The organism is Leptolyngbya sp. AS-A5 (assembly GCF_039962495.1).
Classification (GTDB): Bacteria; Cyanobacteriota; Cyanobacteriia; order Leptolyngbyales; family Leptolyngbyaceae; genus Leptolyngbya.
In genome coordinates this window covers 170,644-192,598 of sequence record NZ_JAMPLL010000001.1, presented here as the reverse complement: position 1 = coordinate 192,598, position 21,955 = coordinate 170,644, and the positions used below count along the sequence as shown (strand labels likewise).

Genomic DNA, 21,955 nt, shown 5'->3' with positions numbered 1-21,955 from the left:
CGCAACGCTCTGCGGTGTGATGTCTGTTGGTTCGCATCTGCCCGCGCTCTTCACACACAAGGAGAAATGAATGAGGCAAGTATGGAGGTCATTAATCACCCGATCGCGGTTCACGCTGAAACGGTTTTGCATCGTCATCAGTCTCGGATTTTTAGCAGCGATCGCTTTATCTTGGGGCCAACAAGGACTCTTAGCATCCGAGACCAATTTAATCGCAACTGGAAGTAGCTGGCAGGGCGCATCTTTCCCTGTAGAAAACTTTCAAGGCTACACCTCACCTTTTGGCTATCGGCTGTCGCCGGACGGCTCCTACAACCGCGAGTTTCATCGTGGTTTAGACATGGCAGCTCCGGAAGGCAGCTACATTCGCAACTGGTGGACAGGAAAAGTCGTTGAAGTTTCAGACGGTAGCGCCTGTGGTACATCGGTTGTAATCCGATCGGGTGACTGGGAGCATATTTACTGCCATATGCAAGGATCAGCAGGGCGTAACGGTCAAGGCAAGTTTATTCGATCGGGCGATGTCCAAATCTATGAAGGTCAGACGGTGACAGCAGGGCAGCGCATTGGACGAATCGGTATGACCGGACGCACGACAGGCCCACACCTGCACTGGGGACTGAAATACTCAAGCCAATGGGTTGACCCCGCGCTTGTTCTCCGGGCAATGTATGCTGAGCAAAGAACTGGACAGCCCGTATCGAGCCGCCCAGAGTAGTTGATCTTTTGTAGCTGATTTTTTGCTGAATTTAGTTTGCTTCTTTTAACTCATCGATCAACTGTTCTAGTTGGTCGATGTTTGCTTTATAGACTTCGCCGCAGAAATGACAGGTTGCTTCTGCACCTTGATCGGTTTCAATCATGTCACGCAGTTCGGCTTCGCCCAGCAGTTTGAGCGCTCCCAGGACGCGATCGACCGAACAGCCGCAATGAAATCGTACCAATTGCGTGTCGGAAAAGAGCTGCAAGCCCATATCCCCTAGCAATTCCTCGAATATCATCGGCAGAGTTTTACCCGCTTGCAGCAAAGGCGTAAATCCTTGCAGCGTGGCCAATCTCGACTCTAGCAGGGCGACAAGTTCAGGATTTTCTGCGGCTTTCGGGAGAATTTGAATTAATAATCCCCCTGCCGCCTGCACACCACTCGGATCAACGAAAACTCCCAGAAACAAGGCAGAAGGGGTTTGCTCTGATGATGCCAGATAGTGAGTAATATCGTCGCCAATTTCGCCTGAAACGAGTTCTACGGTGCTGGAGTAGGGATAACCATAGCCGACATCTCGTACAACATACACATATCCATCGTTACCGACTGCACCGCCGACATCTAATTTTCCCTTCGCGTTGGCTGGCAATTCGACCTCTGGATTGTCCACATACCCGCGAACTGTTCCATCTGTGCCTGCATCGACCATCAATCCGCCCATGGGACCATTGCCGCGAATGCGGATATTCACTCGTGACTCCGATCGCTTCATGCTCGATGCCAGCAACAATCCTGCCGACATTGCTCTGCCGAGTGCAGCGGTCGCAACATATGATAATTTGTGGCGCTGTCTTGCTTCTTCGCTGAGGCGGGTGGTAATCACCCCGACTGCCCGGATTCCACCCTCTGCGGCAGTTGCTCGAATTAACTGGTCAGCCATGAAAAACCTTTTCGTTTCAATCTAGAGACTTTCTTTGATTGTAACGATTTCTTATTAATAACGGGATGAAGCGGGGAGGAACTCTCCCCACTCCCCACCTAGAGATTGTCTAACTGCTTTTTGAGATCCTCTAACTCAGAATCAATCGCTGTATCTTTCGGGGCTTGCGTGGTCTGAGGGGCTGCCGTTCCGGGTAGCGATTGCTGCGCTGGCTGTGAACCTGCTAGCATTTGCTGCTTCATTGCTTCGAGTTCAAGGTCAACATCACCAGATTCGAGCGCCCGGAATTGCGCTTCAAGGTCGGCTCCAGCCAGTTCACCTGCGGCTTGCGATCGTGCCTCGAGTTGCAGCACCTTGTCTTCCATCCGCTCGAATGCTGCCATTGCGGTGCTGGTTCCCATGTTGTTAACCATCCCTTGCAGTTGCTCTTGAGCCTTGGCTGCGCTGGCGCGGGCTTTGAGCATATCTTTTTTGGTCTTGGCTTCTGAGATCTTGCCTTCGAGGGCGATGAGGCTGCGCTTGAGGGTATCAACCTGACTAGATTGGGTATCGAGTTGAGTTTTGAGCGCGGTCGCAGTTTCAGTATGAGTTTTTCTGCGGGTGAGGGCTTCGCGGGCAAGATTTTCGTCGCCTTTTTGCAGGGCGAGTTGTGCCCGTTGTTGCCAATTGTTCGATTCCGTTTGAGCTTGATTATATTGTTGCTGGGTGCGTTTTTGCGAAGCGATCGCCTGCGCAACGGCTTGACGAAGCTGCACCAAATCTTCCTGCATATCTTGGACAGCTTGCTCCAGAATCTTCTCTGGATCTTCTGCCTTGCTCACCATGTCATTCACGTTGGAGCGGACAACGCGGCTGATGCGGTCAAATAATCCCATAGTTCTTTCCTTCTGGCGTTTCTTAGAGTTGAAGTTGCCGTTGCTTTATACGTTAGCTCACACCGCTGATGTTGCAGCACTTGCGTAGGGTTTAGCTCAATGATCCCGTAAAGTAGGGTCGGAGCCTCGTCAGATATGCAAATCGGACAGCCTCCTTTAGTTTAAAAACTTCAGGCGAAAATCGGTAGATTTCGCAGAATTTTTTTGGAGTCGTCGATCGTATGTTTCCCGCTATTTTTCTTGACAAAGACGGAACGCTGATTCCGGATATTCCTTACAATGTGGAACCAAGTAAGATTCAGTTAGCTGAGTTTGCACGATCGGCGTTGAGGCTTTTGCGCGATCTTGGATTCAAATTGATTGTGGTCTCGAATCAATCGGGAGTGGCGCGGGGTTATTTTCCTGAGTCTGCCTTGATCGGCGTTGAGCAGCGATTACAGGAATTACTGAACCCGATTGAGTTAGATGGATTTTATTACTGTCCACATCATCCGCAGGGCACGATCGCCGAATATCGCCTTGAGTGTGAGTGTCGTAAACCCCGTGCTGGAATGTTGCTCAAGGCGGCACAGGAACATCAGATTGATTTAGCGCGATCATGGATGATTGGCGATATTTTGAATGATGTGGAAGCCGGTCGAGGTGCGGGATGTCGGACGATTTTGATCGACAACGGCAATGAGACGGAGTGGATTCTGAATGAAGCGCGAACTCCTCATTTTAAGATTGCCAACTTAGCCGAAGCCGCAGAAGTGATTGTTCAATCAATCTAGTTTGCTCCGCATTTGTGCGTACTCCATGCGCTCAACTCGGCGGTTTAAATCTTTAAATTGTCGATTGATGTCTCGCTCGCCGGGTGTGTTCGATTGCGTCATTACTGAATTTCCGGCTGATTTTGCTAGATTAGCATTTCTTCATCTTGCGCGGAGAAGCTTTTATCATAAAAGAGTTCTGCTCAATGGTTTTATGAATATCGTCTGGCTTTTGTTGATGGTGTCGATCGTATTGGCGCTGATCTATCTACTTAATCCGCGTCGGTATCAATCGGGTGATTCGGTTGCGACCGCTTATGATGAATGGACTCAAGACGGCATTCTAGAGTTCTACTGGGGAGAACATATCCACCTCGGTCATTACGGCTCTCCGCCTCGGTCTAAAAACTTTCTCACAGCAAAATCAGACTTTGTGCATGAAATGGTGCGCTGGGGTGGATTAGACAAGCTTCCCGCTGGGACAACCGTTTTAGATGTAGGCTGTGGAATTGGGGGAAGTAGCCGGATTTTGGCAAGAGACTATGCCTTTGATGTGACGGGAATTACGATCAGTCCTGGACAAGTCAAACGAGCACAGGAACTCACGCCATCGGAACTTTCGGCAAAATTCCAGCAGGATGATGCAATGAATCTGTCGTTCCCGGATGCCAGTTTTGAGGTGGTGTGGTGCATTGAAGCAGGCCCACATATGCCAGATAAAGCGGTATTTGCAAAAGAACTCATGCGAGTGCTTAAACCCGGTGGAATTCTGGTAGTTGCGGACTGGAATCAGCGAGACGCGAGAAAGCAGCCGCTTGTTTTGTGGGAGCGTTGGGTGATGCGCCAACTGCTGGATCAGTGGGCACATCCAGAGTTTGCCAGTATTGGAGGATTTGCAGAACAATTAGAGGCAACACATTCGACGGATGGCACGGTTCAGACGGCAGATTGGACAAGGGAAACGCTACCGTCTTGGCTAGATTCGATTTGGCAAGGAGTTGCACGTCCTCAAGGGTTAATCCGCTTCGGAGTTCCTGGCTTGATCAAGTCTTTGCGAGAAGTGCCAACACTGCTATTGATGCGATTAGCGTTTGGGGCGGGATTGTGTCGCTTTGGTATGTTCCGCGCTGTGAGAAAGTGAGCGATCGTTACAGATAAGTATTCGCTGCAATGCTGTATCCGGGGTGCCCCCTAAATCCCCCAGAATGGGGGACTTTGAAGGTTAAAACACTGCTCAAATTTTGGGAGTTACCTCGGTTCAGAATTTTGCGGCTTCACTTCCTGAGCAAAATTCTCAAATCGCCGCATCAAATAAGCTACACCAAAATCCCCGTTTGGATGGTTCTTCAGCACTTCCGCTAACTCAAACACTTGACTTGCTAACTCGACTCCTAAGCGATCGATCGTCGCCTGCTTCTCAATGGCTAGATGTTCGCGCTCTCTCGATAAAGTTTGCCACTCACTGGAAAACAACTGCTCGATCGCAAGGTGCAATCCCATTGTTTCGAGTGCATCCCATTCACCACGATCGCACCAAATTCCCCCACAGCTTAAACAGCGTTCCACATAGAAGGGCGTTTTCATGCCGACTTTGACTCGCGCAAGATAGCTCCCGCACTCAGGACACAGCGCTGCCTTAGCATCAAGCGGCGACTGCACGAACTCCACATCTAATGTTTTGGGAATTAGATCTGCAACAGTTTTAGGATGGGGTCTTTCTGCCTGCCATGCCTTGTAATTCTCAGACGGAATCCAAGTTCCTTTACAGTCAGGACACTGTTTCACCGCTAATGCCTCGGTTAATGTGCCATCAATTAGCGTGATTTTTCTCTCTTTTGGGCACTGCATGGCGCAATCCTCAATCCGACGTTTCTTATTTAATCAGGCTCAGTCCCTAGAATCGCACTGCAATAGGTTGTCAAGAATTTAATGCGATCGCGAACCTGCCCAAGCCGCATTTCGACGGTTCCAGCCTGCCGCGCAGTCTGCAAAAACATTCCATCCATCCCAAGCAACCGCATTTGTTTATTGATTTCCACTAAGACAGAATGCGTTTGATAGTGCTCGGATTGAATCGGCTGAATCTCCTCCTGGAAAATCTGCTGGAGCGATCGTATCTTTTGATGAAGCGCAGGTCGATCCAGTTCGACCGTGTTGAGAGTTTGATCGAGTGCAACGATCGCGCTTTGGAATCGTTGGAAAACGCGGACTTGGTTCTCTGTTAACATGCTTGAACTTTAGTGAAAGAGCGGGGATCGCTGAAAAGCATAATTGATGTAGAACGGTGTTTCAGTAGATTGTTGAAGCTTTCGGTATAAATTCGCTCGAAATTGTCCACATCGTGGGGAGTAGGTATGCAGGACCCTGAGTTTTGCTTGAGTTGAGGACGATCGCAAAATTTCTCAACAATCCAAAATTTCCGCCAAGAAACAGATCACCATTCGATAGAATGAGCGTTACGATTGTTTTAACAAGCTTAAGATATACCCTCTATTTTCACTTGAATCGACCTGAGTGCGAGACGATTTCAAGGGCGCTATCTCTGTGAAATTTTTGTTCCGCTGTTTGTCGATTCTGAAGTTCAAATCTTAGTGTCTAGCCGTTAGGAAAGCTCCTTATGCTAGACTCATTTTCTATTCATTGATTCTTTTGTATAGCGCTATACATTAATTTAGGATTTGAATTTCCTCCACGATTTCTTTATTGTCTAGATCTGATTGTCTGAACCTGCACTCTAGTCACGCAAATCAGCATGAATGTAGCGGCATCCATCCCCACCATTGACTTTGCTTTACCCGATTGGTTGCGTGAGTGTTTCCTCAAACCCTCCGACGAAAACCAACGCGATCAAGATTTGATCTGTCGTGCGTTTGAATTTGCTTATCAACTGCACGCAGGGCAGAAGCGTGCCTCCGGTGAACCGTACATCGCTCATCCTGTAGCGGTAGCAGGCATTTTGAGGGATCTCGGTGGGAGCGGTGTCATGATTGCCGCCGGATTTTTGCATGATGTCGTCGAAGATACCGATGTCACACCCGAAGAAATCGAAGAGCGCTTTGGGTCTGAAGTTCGATGTCTGGTTGATGGCGTGACCAAGCTTTCTAAATTTAACTTCTCTAGCAAGACCGAGCGACAGGCAGAAAACTTCCGCCGCATGTTTCTGGCGATGGCGCAGGACATCCGCGTGATTGTAGTGAAACTCGCCGATCGACTCCACAATATGCGAACGCTGGAGCATCTGCCATCCGAGAAGCAGCAGCGAATCTCGCTCGAAACCCGCGAAATTTTTGCGCCACTGGCGAACCGCTTGGGGATCGGTAATATCAAGTGGGAACTCGAAGACCTCGCATTCAAGTATCTCGAAACCGATGCTTATCGAGAAATTCAGAAATTAGTTTCAGAAAAACGGGGTGATCGCGAAGCCAGACTCAGTGAAGTTGCAGCGACATTCAAACGTCGTCTTGATCAAGTAGGAGTCCATTGCGTCGAAGTCAGCGGTAGACCCAAGCATCTTTACGGCATTTACCAAAAGATGCAGCGTCAGCAAAAAGACTATGAGCAAATTTACGATGTCGCGGCTGTCCGAATCATTGTAGAAAACAACGATGAATGTTATCGCGCTCTCGCAATCGTGCATGACACCTTCCGTCCGATCCCCGGACGCTTCAAAGACTACATCGGCTTACCTAAACCGAACCGTTATCAATCGCTGCATACGGTTGTGATTGGAGATTCTGGTCGTCCCTTAGAAGTCCAGATTCGGACGCTCGGAATGCACCATGTCGCAGAATACGGGATTGCAGCGCACTGGAAATACAAAGAATCCGGCGGCTCAACCTCGAAGCTCACTAGCGACGACGAGAAATTTACCTGGCTGCGTCAACTGCTTGACTGGCAAAACGATCTTAAAGACGCGCAAGAATACCTTGAAAGCATTAAAGACAACCTCTTCGATGGCGATGTGTATGTGTTCACGCCGAAAGGAGAAGTCGTTGCTCTCAGTCCGCGATCGACTCCGGTAGATTTTGCGTACCGGATTCATACCGAAGTTGGCAACCACTGTGCAGGCGCGAAAGTGAACGGTCGCATGGTTCAGCTCGATACGCAATTGAGAATGGGCGATATCGTTGAAATCATTACTCAAAAGAACGCCCGCCCCAGTTTGGACTGGCTAAATTTTGTCGTCACCACAGGTGCAAGAAACCGGATTCGACAAGCGTACAAGCGATCGCATCATGACGAGAACGTGCTGCGCGGTCGTGAAATGCTGGAGAAAGAACTCGGCAAAAATGGCTTTGAAGCGTTGATGAAATCCGCTCCGATGCTAACGGCAGCTGAACGATGCAACTATCACAGCGTTGAAGATTTCGTTGGGGCAGTCGGATACGGCGAAATCACTTTGAATCTAGCACTCAACCGCATTCGAGATGCCGTTAAAGCACAGCAATCGCTGTCTCACCCTCAACCTTCACCGTCAAGCTTGGCAAACGATGCGGCTCTCATTCCCTTGCTTCCTGCAGCACCGAGAGCCGTACCTGCACCAACGACGAAATGCCCGATCTCGGGAGTTGAAGGCTTGTTGCATTACATGGCAGGCTGTTGTCATCCCTTGCCCGGAGAATCGATTATTGGAGTCATTACCCGCAGCAATCGCGGCATTTCAATTCATCGTCAAGGCTGTCCCAACGTCGATTCTGTTCCGGGCGATCGTTTAGTACCCCTGAGCTGGAATCCTACCCAACAGATCACTGGACGCGCTCAAACTTATCCGATCGACATTCAAATCGAAGTCATCGATCGCGTGGGAGTGCTCAAAGACATTCTTTCCCGCCTTACCGACAACAATATCAACGTCCGCAATGCCCAAGTCAAAACCTTTCCGGATCAAACGGCGGTGATTGACCTGGGCATTGATATTTGCGACCACGCTCAGCTAGAACGCACCTTTGCTCAGATTAAAAAGATGACAGACGTGCTGAATATGCGACGAGTCAGCCAGATCGATGACAACTAAGGTTTCAAGCCTTATAGAAATTTCACGCAATCTAGATATTTCTTAAAGAAGCTAGAAAACCCTGACAGATTCAGGCTTTTTTGTGATCGATTTTAATAATTCAATGCCATACTGATTGGACAGCTTTGTGATGCAAAAAATCACTCCTTAGATAGGTGCATCCGAACTTGTTCTACTCCTAGCACAGATTACTCGACCCCCTTGCATGAACTATTCCTCCGATCGTTTCCCGTGGTGGGACTATCTGAATCAACACTTGTTTGACCGTGAGCGTCCGTTTGTTTGGAAATTAGAGAAGTTTTGGCATACCCATCGTGTTCAGAAGCTAGAGCGCTGTTGGGAGCGATCGGAAGTTTACCTTCTGGAGCATTGCTGGCGACAGGAAACCGACGAGAAAAACACCTAATTTATAGTTCTCAACTTGTATCAGAAGTCCGGTTCTTTTGCGAAATCGGACTTCTTTTGTGTCTATGGCTGTCTCCAGCGCTTCGCGAAGTCATCCAGAACCGATCGAGGAATCTGGCTTTGCAGCCATTTCAGGGCAGCATCTTGATGGGCTGCACCCCGGTAGGACTTCGCGACGTTGATGAGGTCGATCGGGGGCGGAGAGGCGGGAGTTGGAGTTGGAATCGGAGTCGGAGTCGGAGTCGGTACTGCGGTTTTACCTGCTAGTAGCGCTGCCCAAGTTGCCGCTCCAACAATGCCATCTGCCACTAGATTTTTTGCTCTTTGAAACGCAGCGACTTGCGCCTTGGTTTTTGGTCCAAAATCCCCATCGGGCGTTCCGACATCGAATCCCTGCGCTTCCAACAAATTCTGCATTTCTTGCACGACATCTCCTTCTGAGCCTTGTCTAAGGGGAATGCGACCTTTTAACAGCTTTTGTAGTCCATCTAAATTGCCATTGAATTGGTTTAAATCGACATTGCCTACAATTCCGCGCAGTGTCCCGGATTCAGAGTATTGATGGAATGTCCAACGGCTCCAGGTGGCAGGAACAAAGGGCGATCGGGTGCCGAAGTTCGCAATCCAAAGCGGGTAGGCTGCAAACTGTTTAGGATTTTTAAGTTTTTCTTCCCAATAACTTGGAAATGTATAGAGAATGGGTTTGCGTCCGGTTCTGGTTTCGATAATGTCAAGCCATTGCAGCGCTCGATCGATCACTGTTGCCGCGCTTAATCCGTCGTCGATTTCTAAATCAAGCACAGCAGGCAAATCGAATGCCTCGATCGATTGCACAGTTTGCAGGAAGTTATTCGCTTGAGTAGCAGGATCTCGACCGGGGCGGAAAAAATGGTACGCACCTCGGACAATGCCGACCGATCGCATTCCTGCCCAGTTGCGCGTAAATTTATCGTCTCGGCTAGTTGCGCCCTCGGTGGCTTTGGCAAATCCATAAAACACACCCTGGCTGGCGACGGTTGCCCAATCAATATCGCCCTGGTAGGTCGAGACATCTATCCCTAATAAAGCCATAATTCAAACCTCTAAACCTTGCTACTGGGTACATTCACGATTGAAGGATTTAATTCCCCAAGTTTGCCTGAGATTAGTTGAAGATGCGATTAAATTGATTTACAAATCCAATGGCTCAGCAGTTGATTCCCACGTAAGCTGAGGTGGATGGAATCCCGGTAGAGTTCTTGTGGGCTGGTCGATTCGCCTTGAAAAATAGTGAGAAAATCAAGGTACTGAATTTGCTCTAATTGCGCCATTTCTGTTAGTCGTTGGCGTGCGGTGATTTCGTAATCGCGTGATCCAGGTGGCGTTAGCTCTCGTAATAGTGGGGTCATGACTAAAACAAATTTCGCTTTGTTTTGAATCGCAAGATCTCGAATTTGTCGAATCGCGTCTAGATTAATGCCGACTCGATCGCCCGGTTCCGCCTGAATTTTTCTCAATTCATCCGGTAATTTCGGTGCAGGTAGAAGATAGCGATCGATCACCTCGACGATCGCGCTCATTGGTTTTCGATCCGGGTAATTGCGATCGCGCCCGACTCCGAGGGCTGTCGGCGGTGTTCCAAATAAGTCATCGGTATTAATGACTAACACAATTGCATCAGCATTAAACGTTCCAAAGCGTTTGAGATAGGCGAGTTCATTCCGAGGCGACCAAGAATTCGCTGAGGCGTTGAGGACTTCGATCTGGTGATCCGACGATCGCATCATCAACTCTGAAATCAGGTCGTTTTGATCTGTCCACCATCCCCCATTAATAATCGAATCGCCCAGCATCAAAACGCGCTTTGTGCCAGTGGAGGGTTTTGGGGCAAAGGGGCGCGATCGCATTGAATATGAATTGATTTCGATCCGGTTGCCAAATCGCCGCACCGATTGATTGGGAGCAAGCAGATAGCCGATTTCCGCATCTGGAATGTAAAGCGGTGGCTCACCGAAGCCAAACAAAGTTCTAAGGGCGAGTTCAAGAAGAATGAGCGCGATCGTGATCAGGGCGATCGCTAGGACGATCCAATTCATCCGGGGCCTATATAATTTGCCTTACTATCTTGGCTGCTCTTAGAGAGATTGATGCAGAAATCCTGCTCATTACTTGGACTTATGAAAATGAGAAGATAAAATAATGCTTGAGAAAGAAGGAACAACGCAATTTCTTGAATAGCCTTGAGTTAGTCACCGAGTTGTCATGTTGGAGTGTTGAGCTATGTCAGATCTGAATCGCGGCATTATGAAATTTGACGGTGCAGATAGTCCGATCGTGGTTGGCGTTTCTGCAACTTTACTTTTGGGAAGCATTGCAGTGCTGATTTTGTGGGCACTTAAATCTGCGTATTTACTGGGTTAGAGAAATTGGTTTACTCAAAGATTAGAGAGCTTACAGCTTGTAGGCTCTTTTTTGGTACCTTTACCCCAGAAGCGCAGCCAGTCGATCGAGCGTTCGCTGGTTTTCGGCAGGAGTCCCGATTGTGATTCGCAAGCCGCCGCCTGTATGCCGAATAATCGTGCCTTGCTGCCTTAAGCGATCGCACAGTTCAGTTAGGTCTTGGGGCGATCGTGCATAAATGAAATTCGCTGCACTATCCCAGGTTTGTAGATTTGGAAGTTGTTTTAATTGCTGTTGTAGCTTTGAGCGTTCATTTAACAATTCTGTGACGACTGCTAAAAGGGAATGGCGTTCGGAGACGGCAAAGCGGGCGGCTGCGATCGAAAAGCTTGGTAAGTTGAACGGGAGCCGCATTTTTTCTAGCGCTTCGATTAGTTCAGGATGCGCGATCGCATATCCAACTCGATGCGCCGCTAACCGAAATGCCTTAGAGAAGGTTCGCAAAATGACCCAGTTTGGATGCTGCGGTAATTCCCCTGCTAAAGTAGTCTGACTAAACTCGAAATACGCTTCGTCGATCACCACCAAGATGTTTTGCGGCAAGCTTCGTAACCATTGAATTTCTGACTCTGTGAGAGCGTTTCCAGTCGGTGAATTAGGATGCACGACAAAAACTACGCGGATCGGATGAGTGGCAATCGCGCTTCGTGCAGCAGTCAAATCGATCTCGAAACTTTGCTCAGACCGATCGACACTAATAGTCGGAATTCCTAACGTTCGCGCCAAGATTCCGTACATCGAGAACGTGGGATTCGCAACCAGAATCGAGCCTTCTCCATTCAAACAGGTTGCCATCAGCAACGATCGAATTAATTCATCCGAGCCGTTTCCCACTGAAATATTTGTGTTTGTAAATTCTGAATGTGCCGTTTCGTTGACATATTGGGCGATCGCGTCTTTTAGCGACAAATATCCGCCATCGGGATATCGATTTGATTCGATCGCAGTTTGCCAACTCCAGGCAAGTTTTTGCTTGAGTTCTTCGGGCAGGTCATACGGATTTTCGTTCACGTCTAAGCGATCGGGGCGATCAAGATGTGAATTGTCCGTGTGCTGCGTGTTGTATGCCGCAAATTGAGCCAGATCCGAGCGAATGAACTCAAGCATGATCAAGAAAACTAGAAGTTTGGCAGATATTGAGTCTACCAAACTCCCAGTTCTAAGCGGGATAAATCCGCAAGCGTCGATTCGGTTCCTCACCAAAACTCCGCGACTTCAAGCGGTAATGCTCGACTAATTCATGCTGCATCTTTCGCACCGTCGCCGATCGCGGCAGCAATTCCACAGGCTGACCCTTCGGAATTACAATCTGCTCGACGGCGAGCCGTGCTTCTTCGAGCGCTTCGATTTCATCCTCGTTATCGCCCCGCACAATCAAGCTTAGCTCTGCTTCGCCGGGTACACCCGAATCATCCATATTCAGCAATCGTCTCAGCGCGATCGCAATCTGCGGCACACTGTTTGATTTGACGGTGTGAATCGGAATTTGGCGCGTTTTAGCGAGATGGCGCAGCTTCGCATGGTTTTTGACGTGCGATCGCAACGCCAACACCGCATCAGCCCCATCCATGTCCTTCGTCAACAGCACAGGTAAATTCAGCGTTTGAATCACTTGGTCGAGTTGCTGCCGACTTACTCCATAGGGATAGATGTGCAACGGCAATTCCTCACCGTTTGGCCCTGGAAACGATGTGGACTCAACGGGATCAAAGCTCCGTCCCAAGGACTCATCCAGCATCCGCTCAAACGATTGCTGCTCTGGAGTCAACGATCGCACATTCGTCGGACTTGCCACCGCTTTCATCCGTCCCGACGATCGCCAGCCCCGCGCTTGCCCCGAAAAGTAGTTACCGATTTCGGGAACCGCTTGCGGACGACTCCGGGGTTCGGGTGCAGACGGCGTTTCGTGCGTGATCGTCACATTGCCGTCTTCGTCGGTCGTGCGGGTTTGCGGATTCGGCTGTCTGCCGCGTAGGAGGATATCGATCGTATCCGACACTTCCTCATGCACTACCCACTTTTGCCGCTCCATCATTTCGACAGCGATATCAAAAGTCGGCGGGGCTTTACGTTCAAGCACACTCTTTTGTGTGCCACGTCTGCGGGCTTCTTCGTCACCCAGCGTCACCGACTGAATCCCACCAACGAGATCCGAGAGAGTTGGGTTTTTAATCAGGTTTTCCAGCTTGTTACCGTGAGCCGTTCCCACAAGTTGCACGCCACGCTCTGCGATCGTTCGGGCTGCCAGCGCTTCCAATTCAGTGCCGATTTCATCGATCACGATGACTTCGGGCATATGGTTTTCCACCGCTTCGATCATCACCTGATGTTGCAGTTCCGGACGAGCCACTTGCATTCGACGAGCGCGACCGATCGCCGGATGTGGGACATCACCATCTCCAGCAATTTCGTTCGATGTATCGATGATGACTACTCGCTTATCGAGTTCGTCTGCTAGCACCCGCGCAATTTCCCGCAGTGCCGTAGTCTTACCCACACCCGGACGACCAAGCATCAGAATTGATCGACCACTTTCGACCAAATCGCGAATCATCCCGATCGTGCCAAAAATCGCTCGACCCACGCGGCAAGTTAACCCAATCACTTCACCGCGACGGTTACGAATCGCGCTAATCCGGTGCAGCGTTTTCTCAATCCCAGCACGGTTATCGCCGCCAAAATCTCCGACTTTTTTCGTGCTTTCTGCCAAATCTGCTTTTGTGATTGGCGTATCGGACAAATATTCAGCCCTGCCAGGGAAACGAGCTTCGGGGAAGCGTCCTAAGTCCATCACGACTTCGACTAAGCGATCGCGTTCGGGGTGCTGCATTAAGCGATCGCGTAAATGCGTCGGCAGGATATCTAGAAGTTTCGTTAAATCGTCAGTAATTTGCATCCGGTTTTTGTCTGTAGCGGTCAGTTCACGGTCAGAGGAAAACTGAGAATCGGGTTGAGCGGAAGGAACTGAGCTGTATTCTGCCATGTGTTCTGAGTCTGGGAGGAAAAGACAGGAAAAACTGTCTTGTGATTAGGGTAGGAGGTTTTGGTTCCTGCTGATGTCTGTCAAATCACTTGCCGGATACGATCGGGAGATTTGATTTGAGTCACTAGCGAGGCGGCAAGATCAACGGCTTGCCACAGAAGTTCAGGAACGGTTTCAATCGCACAATGGCTTGCATTCTGCGACACGATCGATTGACGGCTCAAGGGTATCATCTCCATTGCTTCTAGCTGATTAAGGACAGGTAAAAGTAAGCGCCGAGCGTAACTACCGTAAGCAATTCCAGAAACGCACCTCGAAACGAATGTTCTATCTCTATTGTGCAACATTCCCAATGCTTCTAACTTAGGGACAGTGTACGGGTTCGTTCCTCCTGCTAGCTGTATATGACCGGGTATACCTGCGGTGAGAACTTTTTCGCCCAATTTCACACAAGCACGGGTTGTTCCATCACCAATATCTCCACTCATTGGTCTGCCGTCGGTTTGCCAGAGCAATTCGTTAGGAAGCGGACGGATCAAGTTGTAAATTGACCAAAGATATTCGATTAAGCCGTCTCCGTCCGGGCAGCTAATCGCAATGAGTTTGAGCCGATCGACCCAGGGTGCGATCGCGCTCCAAAGCCTCTGAAAGTCCTCGAATCGTCCCACTTGCGTATGAATCTCGATCGCGTCAATTCCGGCATCAAGCAACATCAGCGAAATTGCTTCGGGTGTGTAGACATACGACCGCGTGGTGATTTGTCCGATCGGACAAATCGGAATGCAGCGACCGCAGCCGTAACACCGATCGTCGATCACGCCAGAATGCACGATCGCTCGAGCGGGACAAATCGATTCACAGGGTCTTGAGCAATCGGGTGGACAAACGGCTGGATCAAATTCTGCTTTGCGAAAGTGCGGGTCTTCGCCATCGTTGAGGCTCACCATCAGCCAAGGAATTGAGGGACGATAGCCACGATCGCGGGCTTCCTCGGCAAATTGATTAGCAACGGCTAACGCTTCTCGTGCGGTGGAGACGATCGCCGGATCAGCAGCGACATCAATACAATCTGCCCCGGCAAGCGCATACACGAGTGCAAGGGTGCGAATGGCAGGGAGATGTTGGAAACTGGCTCCGCAAATGAGTTTGAACCAGTGACCTTGTTGTAGCGATCGTCGGGGCGAATAAAAATCCATCACTCTTTCATGCTAATGCGACGAGGGGGATTTTTGGCAATTTTTTTGTAGGCGGGGCGACGCAACGAGCAAAATCCAACATCTAGTCAATGAATTCTGTCATCTTGTTTCAAAATTGCAGTATCGAGTTTCAGAATTGTGTTTCTTAATTTTGGTATTACGTAATTTGATAAACGAATTGCATTTTAAGAAAGTAGATATTGTCATTTCGTTTCAGAATTCCTTTATTGAGTAAACGAATTAGATCATTGAGTTTTGCAATTACGATATCGAGTGCAGGAATTGTGTTACTCAATTCCGCATTTCAATTTCTGAATTTCAAATATGGATTTACAAGCCCGATCAATCTTTGCCCGATCGGGAAAAATTCTATCTATGCTAGTACCGATGCATTCAAAACACCACACGATCGCGCAATTGTTCCATTAGCTTTTTACCAACACCGGGAACTCGATCGAGGTCTTCTATTGAGTTAAATGGTCTTGCTTGAATCATCCGTTTTGCTAATGCAGAACCAACACCCGGTAATGCTTCTAGTTCAGCTTGTGTTGCAGTGTTTAGATTAACTTTGCCATCGCTTCTAGCAGTCGGAGGAGAGCATTGTTTTTGTTGAGCCTCAACTTTGCGCTGGATTGCAGGCGAAACTCCCAAAATTGGGTTTGCATAAAGTCGATCGAACTCTCGCTGGAAGTGTGCTGCAACAATTGGACTGCGAATGATCAGTAGGGTTTCATCATTGTTTCGATTGGCGGCAATTGTCCAATTATGTGAACCTGTGATGACAGTGTGGCGATCGACAACACCAAACTTATGATGCAACAGATCACCAGGCGGTAGTTGTGGGATACCTACTGTTGTAATCGGATTTTGCCAAGGGCGATTGTTTACTTCCCACTTGCAATCCTCACTTAAAGCAACACCTAGCATATCTAAGCCTTCGCTATAGGATCGATAGATAAAGCCAGGATCAATCAATGCCCGAATAGATACGCCCTGACTATGACGAGGTTCGATCGCATTGACCAACTCTTGATCCGAGAACACAAATAAGGCGAGGTCGATCGACTGGGTTGATTGTTCCAGCGTCTTTGCAATTAAGCCATTCGAGGTCTGTTCCCAGGGAACTTTATTAGAATGCGGTGAAAAGTGTAAATCAATCTGCGTTTCACCAATATTGAACTGTTGCACAGGTCGAACAGGCTTTTTCACGCCAAACTTACGATCGCGCCACATCAATTCAAATTCTTGAGTAAATGCTTGTGCAAGTTCAGGACTGTTAATTTTCAAAAGCGTGTTTGCATTACCGCGACTGCTCGGACGGGACAGATCGCCGTGAACATCGGACATTGTCCAATTGGCTGAAGTGGCGATCGTCGTCTTACCATCTACAACCATAAACTTATGGTGCATCAAGCCACTACCGCGACTGTTATCAGCACGATCGTCAATTCGAGCAACCTTCGCAGTGTCTAGAACTACTAAAGCGTCACGCTCTCGAATCTCAGCTTCACTCAATTGTCCATCGTTGTTCTCGTCAATCAGCGATCGTGATTCTTGATATCTTGCTTTCTCGCGCTCTGGTAGCTTCTCAACTTCCGCAGTCGTGTACGCGCTGTAGGGACGAGCATACTCATGCTCCAAAATGACTCGAACTTTTACCCCAGATGCAGCACGATCGCGCAAGACTTTCGCTACATTCGGCAATCGAAATTCTTGCACCGCAATATCAATACTTGAGGTTGCAGTCGCGATCGCGTCAATTAAAACTTGTTCTAGATTGTTGCCCGATCGCGTAATTTTCCGGTATGGCTCGGTGTATTCAGACGACGGATCATGATTGGTAAAAACTTGAATATTGGGGTCTTGTGGGAGCAGCTTTGGGCGATCGCTCACGGAAGACGCAACTTGACAACCTGTAAACAGTGCCACACAGAGACTAAACTGAAGAAGGTGATTGAGTCTACCCATAAGCTAGATTGCCCCGCAAGATGAGCTTGCTACTGTTAAAGCAGCAGTTCTACAGCATCCGTAGCGTACCCATTCTTCTCTTGTCAACACCGCTCATGCAAATCTACCTTGATTACAGTGCAACGACTCCCACGCGACCCGAAGCGATCGCGCAAATGCAGCAAGTCTTAGCGGAACAATGGGGCAATCCGTCGAGTTTGCACACCTGGGGAAACCGCGCCGCTACGATTTTGGAGCGATCGCGGATGCAGATTGCGATGCTGATTAATGCTTCTGCTGAATCGATCGTCTTTACCTCTGGCGGTACAGAGTCAAATAATCTTGCCGTGATGGGAATCGCGCATCAGTACAGCACCCCCCAACACATGATCATTTCGAGCGTCGAACATTCGGCAATCTCCGAACCTGCTCGACTTCTAGAGCAGTGGGGCTGGGAAATTACGCGCTTGCCGGTGAATGTGTTGGGACAGGTAAATCCGGCTGATTTGCAGGCAGCATTGCGATCAAATACGGTATTAGTCTCGATCATCTATGGTCAAAGCGAGGTCGGAACCGTTCAGCCGATCGCGCAACTTGGTCAAATCGTGCGGAATCATGGCGCAATCTTTCACACCGATGCGGTTCAAGTCGCAGGAAGATTGCCGCTTGATGTGCAACAGTTGCCGATCGATTTATTATCTCTTTCAAGCCATAAGCTTTATGGTTCTCAGGGAGCCGGAGCGTTGTATGTTCGTCCGGGTGTGGAATTGGTTCCGATCCTGGGGGGCGGTGGGCAGGAAGGAAAGTTACGATCGGGCACTCAAGCTTTACCTGCGATCGCCAGTTTTGGAACTGCCGCCGAGTTAAGCGCTCAAGAATTGCCAACCGAAACGCCGCGATTGATTCGATTGCGCGATCGTTTGTTCGATCAGCTTTCTGATGTTCCTGAATTAGTGACGACGGGCGATCGCATTCATCGCTTGCCGCATCATGTCAGTTTTTGTTTGCCGGATGCAGATGGCGAAACATTGAATGGAAAAGTCTTAGTCCGTCAGATGAATTTAGCAGGCATTGGAATTAGTGCGGGGGCTGCTTGTAGTAGTGGCACTCTGAAGCCAAGTCCGATTTTGTTAGCAATGGGATATAGCGAGCGTGCGGCAAAATCGGGAATCCGCTTAACGTTGGGGCGGTATACGACTGAGGAAGATATTGATTGGAGTGCGATCGTGCTGAAGCAAATTCTGGCGCGACTGCAACCGCAAAAACAGCCTTGTGAGTGTTTCTAACAATAATACGATCGCACTCCTCACCCTCTTCAATCAGTACAACAAGTCGTACAGTTTCTCCATGTACGATGACACCTGCCGCTTTCTTGCTGAACAGTTCTCCACCGACTTTGCCAGTTGGCTGCTTGGAAGGTCTGTTACCCTGACCGAACTCAAACCCTCCGAACTCTCGCTTGATCCCATTCGGGCGGATGCTTTGATTCTGCTTCAGTCCGACGATACTGTTTTGCATTTGGAATTTCAGACCCGCCCTGATAAAGCCATTCCCTTCCGAATGTTGGATTACCGGGTGCGAGTTTACCGAAAGTATCCAGACAAAGCGATGCAGCAAGTCGTGATTTATCTCCAGCCCACCGGAGCAGAGCTTGTTCGCCGAACTCGCTTTGTCATGCAACGGACTCAACATGAATTCGATGTGATTCGTCTGTGGGAGCAACCAACGGATTTATTTTTGCAATATCCCGGACTAATTCCGTTTGCGGCTCTTGGTCGAACAGATTCAGAAATGGCATTGCGCCAAGCTTCTCAGGTAATTGGCGGAATCACAGATCCAACAATTCGAGCAAATTTATCAGCAGCTTCAGCAATTTTGGCTGGGATAAGATTAGAAGATGAGATCATTTATCGAATTTTGCGGAGGGATATCATGCAGGAATCATCTGTGTACCGTTCAATTTTTGCGGAGGGAGCAGCAGAAAAACAGCGTGAAATTGCCCTTAACTTACTGAGAGATGGACTTCCAGCCACCACGATCGCACGTGCCACAGGACTGACGATCGAACAAGTTCAACAGCTTCAACAGCAACTTAACGAATCGGCTTCATCTTGATTTCAGCTTTGCCGCCGTTCTCAAAATCTGACCTGCTAACATTGCTGCGCCGAAGCCATTATCAATATTGACCACTCCGATTCCGGTTGCACAAGAATTCAGCATCGTCAACAATGCCGACAATCCGTTAAAGCTTGCACCGTAACCAATGCTTGTGGGAACAGCAACGATCGCACAGTCCGACAATCCCGCGACCACACTCGGCAACGCTCCTTCCATTCCCGCAACAACAATCAACACATCCGCTTCAGACAATACCTGAACATTGCTGAGTAAACGGTGAATACCCGCAACTCCCACATCCCAAAGGCGTTGCACTCGAAAACCACACAGTTCAGCCGTAATTGCTGCTTCTTCGGCAACAGGTAAGTCAGCCGTACCTGCCGAAAGAATGCCGATCGTGCCTAGATGCGTTGGGGCTTGAACTGAATTTAACGCACAGATTCGAGCCATCGGGTAGTAAATTGCATCAGGAACCATTTCTTTGACCCAAGCATAGACTTCCGCTTCCATGCGAGTTGCCATCACAACCGGAGCGTTACCGCGCAGGGATTCCATGATCTGGGCAATCTGTTCGGGTGTTTTGCCGGGACTCCAAATTACTTCAGGAAATCCGGTTCTAAGCGATCGATGATGATCAATATTGGCGAATCCACCGACAGGCTCATACGACAGATACTTCAGCTTATTGAGAGCATCGGCTGAACTAATTTTGCCTTGAGAAACTTCATCAAGTAAGGCTTTGAGCGCTTCGGGTTGACTCATTATTAAGGAGACATAGTTTACTCTTTAATTCTAAGTTCTTGAATATTCCACAGTCCCCAACTCGGTAAACCAGAGTATTTCAATCCTTGCACTCGATTTCGCACTGCCATGAGTGCAGAATCATTCACCAGATGAATCACCGGAAGTTGCTCTTGCACTAATTTTTGGAATTCATCGTAGATTTTTTTACGTTTTTCTGGGTCGAGTTCTCGCGCTCCTTCAATGAATAAGCGATCGATCTCTTTCTCCCAATCATTTGCCACATACCCTTGCATCTTGGGTTGCCCTGGCTGTTGGGTCAAATTAAACGAATGCGATCCACCACTGGTCATCCAGAGATTAGCAAGTCCCTGTGGTTCGATGCCACCCGTAAAACCAATCATGTGAGCATCCCACTCTCTCGATCCATTGATCCGGTCGATCAAAACATTAAAATTAATCGGATTGTAATCAACTTCAATTCCAATTTTTGATAGGTCTTGTCGAACTTGAGCGCCGATCGCAACTCGCGTCAGATTGTTCGCATTAGTCATCAAGGTAAACCGAACACGATTCCCTTCGGAGTCAAACAACTGTCCGCGATCGTTATACTTAAATCCCGCCTTTTTCAGTAGCTCCCTCGATTTTTGTGGATTATAGTTATAAACTCTTAAGCCTTCTTTAAGCGAGAAAGGACTTTGCACAGAAATCGGAGAGTTTTGTACAACTCCTAGTCCTCGAAATAGGTTTGTATTGATGCGGTCTCTGTCGATCGCGTATGCCACCGCTTGCCGAAATTCTAGTGTATTAAACCATTTCGATTTAATCGGATCAACGAACGGCTTTCCATTTTGATCTTTTGCTTTACTGAGATTGAACGTTAGATACAATACTCCCGACCAAGGCCCGCCGTTTAGAACTTGGAAGTTTCCACGTTTGTCTTCTCGCTTCAGCAATGAGAAATACTCCGGTCGAAGCGGTCTAGTATCTCCCATCACATCTAAATCGCCGGAGCGAAATCTCACCAATTGGGTATCTTGATTCTCAATAAACTGCCAAATGATTCGATCAATATAAGGCAATTGTTTTCCGCTCTGATCTTTGCGCCAATAATACGGGTTTCGCTTTAAAACTAATCTTTGACCCGCGCTGTAGCTATCAATTACATAGGCACCATTGGTAATAATTTTCTTCGGCTCAGTATCCGTTCCCCAAGTTGAAATAAAGGCTGAATTTCCGTCAGGCAGCTTATTTTTAACCGCTTCAGCAAGTGCGTGTTTTGGGAGAATCATCACGCCCTCTGGAGCGGCAGTCGCAGCAAGCAACGGAGCGAATGGCTCAGGCAAAATAAATTCGACTTGTCGATCATTAATTTTACGAACCTTTGGAAAAACCTTCTGCGTTCCAATCTGAATAGTTTCCTTTTGGTCGGTTGGAATTTTCGGATTGAAAACAATATCCTCATAAGTAAAAACAACGTCATCTGATGTTAAAGGGGTTCCATCTGACCATTTTAGATTCGGGCGAAGCGTAAAAACGATTCGTTTATTATCAGGTGAAAATTTCCACGATTCTGCTAATGCAGGCTCATAGTTTCCAGTAACACCATTCTCTCTCGTTAATCCTTCATAAATAAACGGAAAGACACTTGGAAATGTTTGGTTATTTGCATAGTTAAACGTTTTAGGATCAGTTGGACTAACTAATACTAATTGTGGAGCTTGTGCAGCTTCAGTTCGATAATTCCGTGGGCTACAGCCAGATAGAAAGAGTGAAGCGATCGCAAGGATTAAAACAACGTTCCAACGCATCGATCGGATAAATTGAAATGACATATTT

The 21,955-nt window shown here is 48.4% G+C and carries 20 protein-coding genes; 8 read left to right on the top strand and 12 right to left on the bottom strand.

Translation table 11 applies throughout. From position 1 onward, the window contains the following. Positions 1–70: 70 nt before the first annotated feature. Entirely contained in the window at positions 71–718 is a 648-nt protein-coding gene (locus NC980_RS00965) for a M23 family metallopeptidase (RefSeq protein WP_190378619.1), read from the top strand. A 31-nt stretch (positions 719–749) separates the two neighbouring features. Here the strand turns inward: NC980_RS00965 and hslO are convergent, their stop codons facing one another. Both hslO and NC980_RS00955 read right to left on the bottom strand, forming a co-directional pair. Next, positions 750–1,646 carry an Hsp33 family molecular chaperone HslO gene (gene hslO, locus NC980_RS00960; RefSeq protein WP_190378618.1) on the bottom strand — a complete coding sequence of 299 codons (897 nt, stop codon included), beginning with the start codon at positions 1,644–1,646 and terminating at the stop codon, positions 750–752. A 98-nt stretch (positions 1,647–1,744) separates the two neighbouring features. Continuing rightward, a complete protein-coding gene (locus NC980_RS00955; RefSeq protein WP_190378617.1) occupies positions 1,745–2,521 on the bottom strand; it encodes a PspA/IM30 family protein in 777 nt (258 codons plus the stop codon). Between the two features lie 221 nt (positions 2,522–2,742). Between NC980_RS00955 and NC980_RS00950 the strand changes: the two genes are divergently transcribed. Next, complete coding sequence (locus tag NC980_RS00950) at positions 2,743–3,294, top strand: HAD family hydrolase (protein WP_190378616.1); 552 nt, start codon at positions 2,743–2,745, stop codon at positions 3,292–3,294. Positions 3,295–3,487: 193 nt separating this feature from the next. Beyond that, positions 3,488–4,414, top strand: a complete 927-nt coding sequence (locus tag NC980_RS00945; protein WP_190378893.1) for a methyltransferase domain-containing protein — start codon at positions 3,488–3,490, stop codon at positions 4,412–4,414. Between the two features lie 107 nt (positions 4,415–4,521). Here NC980_RS00945 and NC980_RS00940 read toward each other — a convergent pair whose 3' ends face one another. Then, positions 4,522–5,121 (bottom strand): zf-TFIIB domain-containing protein, encoded by a 600-nt coding sequence (locus NC980_RS00940; protein ID WP_190378615.1) that lies wholly within the window; start codon positions 5,119–5,121, stop codon positions 4,522–4,524. A 29-nt stretch (positions 5,122–5,150) separates the two neighbouring features. Then, a complete protein-coding gene (gene patD, locus NC980_RS00935) occupies positions 5,151–5,501 on the bottom strand; it encodes a heterocyst frequency control protein PatD (RefSeq protein WP_190378614.1) in 351 nt (116 codons plus the stop codon). A gap of 524 nt (positions 5,502–6,025) precedes the next feature. On the opposite strand from patD, the gene NC980_RS00930 reads away from it, so the two are divergent. Continuing rightward, the gene (locus NC980_RS00930; protein ID WP_190378613.1) at positions 6,026–8,287 is read left to right on the top strand and encodes a bifunctional (p)ppGpp synthetase/guanosine-3',5'-bis(diphosphate) 3'-pyrophosphohydrolase; all 2,262 of its coding nucleotides are present in this window, start codon (positions 6,026–6,028) and stop codon (positions 8,285–8,287) included. Positions 8,288–8,492: 205 nt separating this feature from the next. Beyond that, entirely contained in the window at positions 8,493–8,693 is a 201-nt protein-coding gene (locus tag NC980_RS00925; RefSeq protein ID WP_190378612.1) for a hypothetical protein, read from the top strand. Between the two features lie 62 nt (positions 8,694–8,755). Here the strand turns inward: NC980_RS00925 and NC980_RS00920 are convergent, their stop codons facing one another. Together NC980_RS00920 and NC980_RS00915 are read right to left on the bottom strand one after the other, a co-directional pair. Beyond that, the gene (locus NC980_RS00920) at positions 8,756–9,763 is read right to left on the bottom strand and encodes a GH25 family lysozyme (RefSeq protein WP_190378611.1); all 1,008 of its coding nucleotides are present in this window, start codon (positions 9,761–9,763) and stop codon (positions 8,756–8,758) included. Positions 9,764–9,852: 89 nt separating this feature from the next. After that, positions 9,853–10,767, bottom strand: coding sequence for an SGNH/GDSL hydrolase family protein (locus NC980_RS00915; protein ID WP_190378610.1), 915 nt, complete (start codon positions 10,765–10,767; stop codon positions 9,853–9,855). Between the two features lie 184 nt (positions 10,768–10,951). Between NC980_RS00915 and NC980_RS00910 the strand changes: the two genes are divergently transcribed. Continuing rightward, positions 10,952–11,092, top strand: a complete 141-nt coding sequence (locus NC980_RS00910) for a hypothetical protein (RefSeq protein WP_190378609.1) — start codon at positions 10,952–10,954, stop codon at positions 11,090–11,092. A 60-nt stretch (positions 11,093–11,152) separates the two neighbouring features. Here NC980_RS00910 and NC980_RS00905 read toward each other — a convergent pair whose 3' ends face one another. The 4 genes from NC980_RS00905 to NC980_RS00890 form a co-directional block, all read right to left on the bottom strand. Further along, positions 11,153–12,238, bottom strand: coding sequence for a histidinol-phosphate transaminase (locus NC980_RS00905; protein WP_190378608.1), 1,086 nt, complete (start codon positions 12,236–12,238; stop codon positions 11,153–11,155). A 52-nt stretch (positions 12,239–12,290) separates the two neighbouring features. Next, a complete protein-coding gene (locus NC980_RS00900; protein ID WP_190378892.1) occupies positions 12,291–14,027 on the bottom strand; it encodes a R3H domain-containing nucleic acid-binding protein in 1,737 nt (578 codons plus the stop codon). Positions 14,028–14,194: 167 nt separating this feature from the next. Continuing rightward, complete coding sequence (locus NC980_RS00895; RefSeq protein WP_190378607.1) at positions 14,195–15,310, bottom strand: circadian clock protein LdpA; 1,116 nt, start codon at positions 15,308–15,310, stop codon at positions 14,195–14,197. Between the two features lie 393 nt (positions 15,311–15,703). Then, a complete protein-coding gene (locus NC980_RS00890) occupies positions 15,704–17,278 on the bottom strand; it encodes a phospholipase D-like domain-containing protein (RefSeq protein WP_190378606.1) in 1,575 nt (524 codons plus the stop codon). Between the two features lie 95 nt (positions 17,279–17,373). On the opposite strand from NC980_RS00890, the gene NC980_RS00885 reads away from it, so the two are divergent. Continuing rightward, on the top strand, positions 17,374–18,543 hold the full coding sequence (locus NC980_RS00885) for a cysteine desulfurase family protein (protein WP_190378605.1): 1,170 nt from the start codon (positions 17,374–17,376) through the stop codon (positions 18,541–18,543). Positions 18,544–18,604: 61 nt separating this feature from the next. After that, positions 18,605–19,372 (top strand): Rpn family recombination-promoting nuclease/putative transposase, encoded by a 768-nt coding sequence (locus NC980_RS00880; protein ID WP_190378891.1) that lies wholly within the window; start codon positions 18,605–18,607, stop codon positions 19,370–19,372. Here NC980_RS00880 and larB read toward each other — a convergent pair. Then, a complete protein-coding gene (gene larB / locus NC980_RS00875) occupies positions 19,364–20,137 on the bottom strand; it encodes a nickel pincer cofactor biosynthesis protein LarB (RefSeq protein WP_190378604.1) in 774 nt (257 codons plus the stop codon). The genes NC980_RS00880 and larB overlap by 9 nt on opposite strands. Before the next feature lie 17 nt (positions 20,138–20,154). After that, the gene (locus NC980_RS00870; protein ID WP_199298666.1) at positions 20,155–21,951 is read right to left on the bottom strand and encodes an ABC transporter substrate-binding protein; all 1,797 of its coding nucleotides are present in this window, start codon (positions 21,949–21,951) and stop codon (positions 20,155–20,157) included. Positions 21,952–21,955 lie beyond the last annotated feature (4 nt).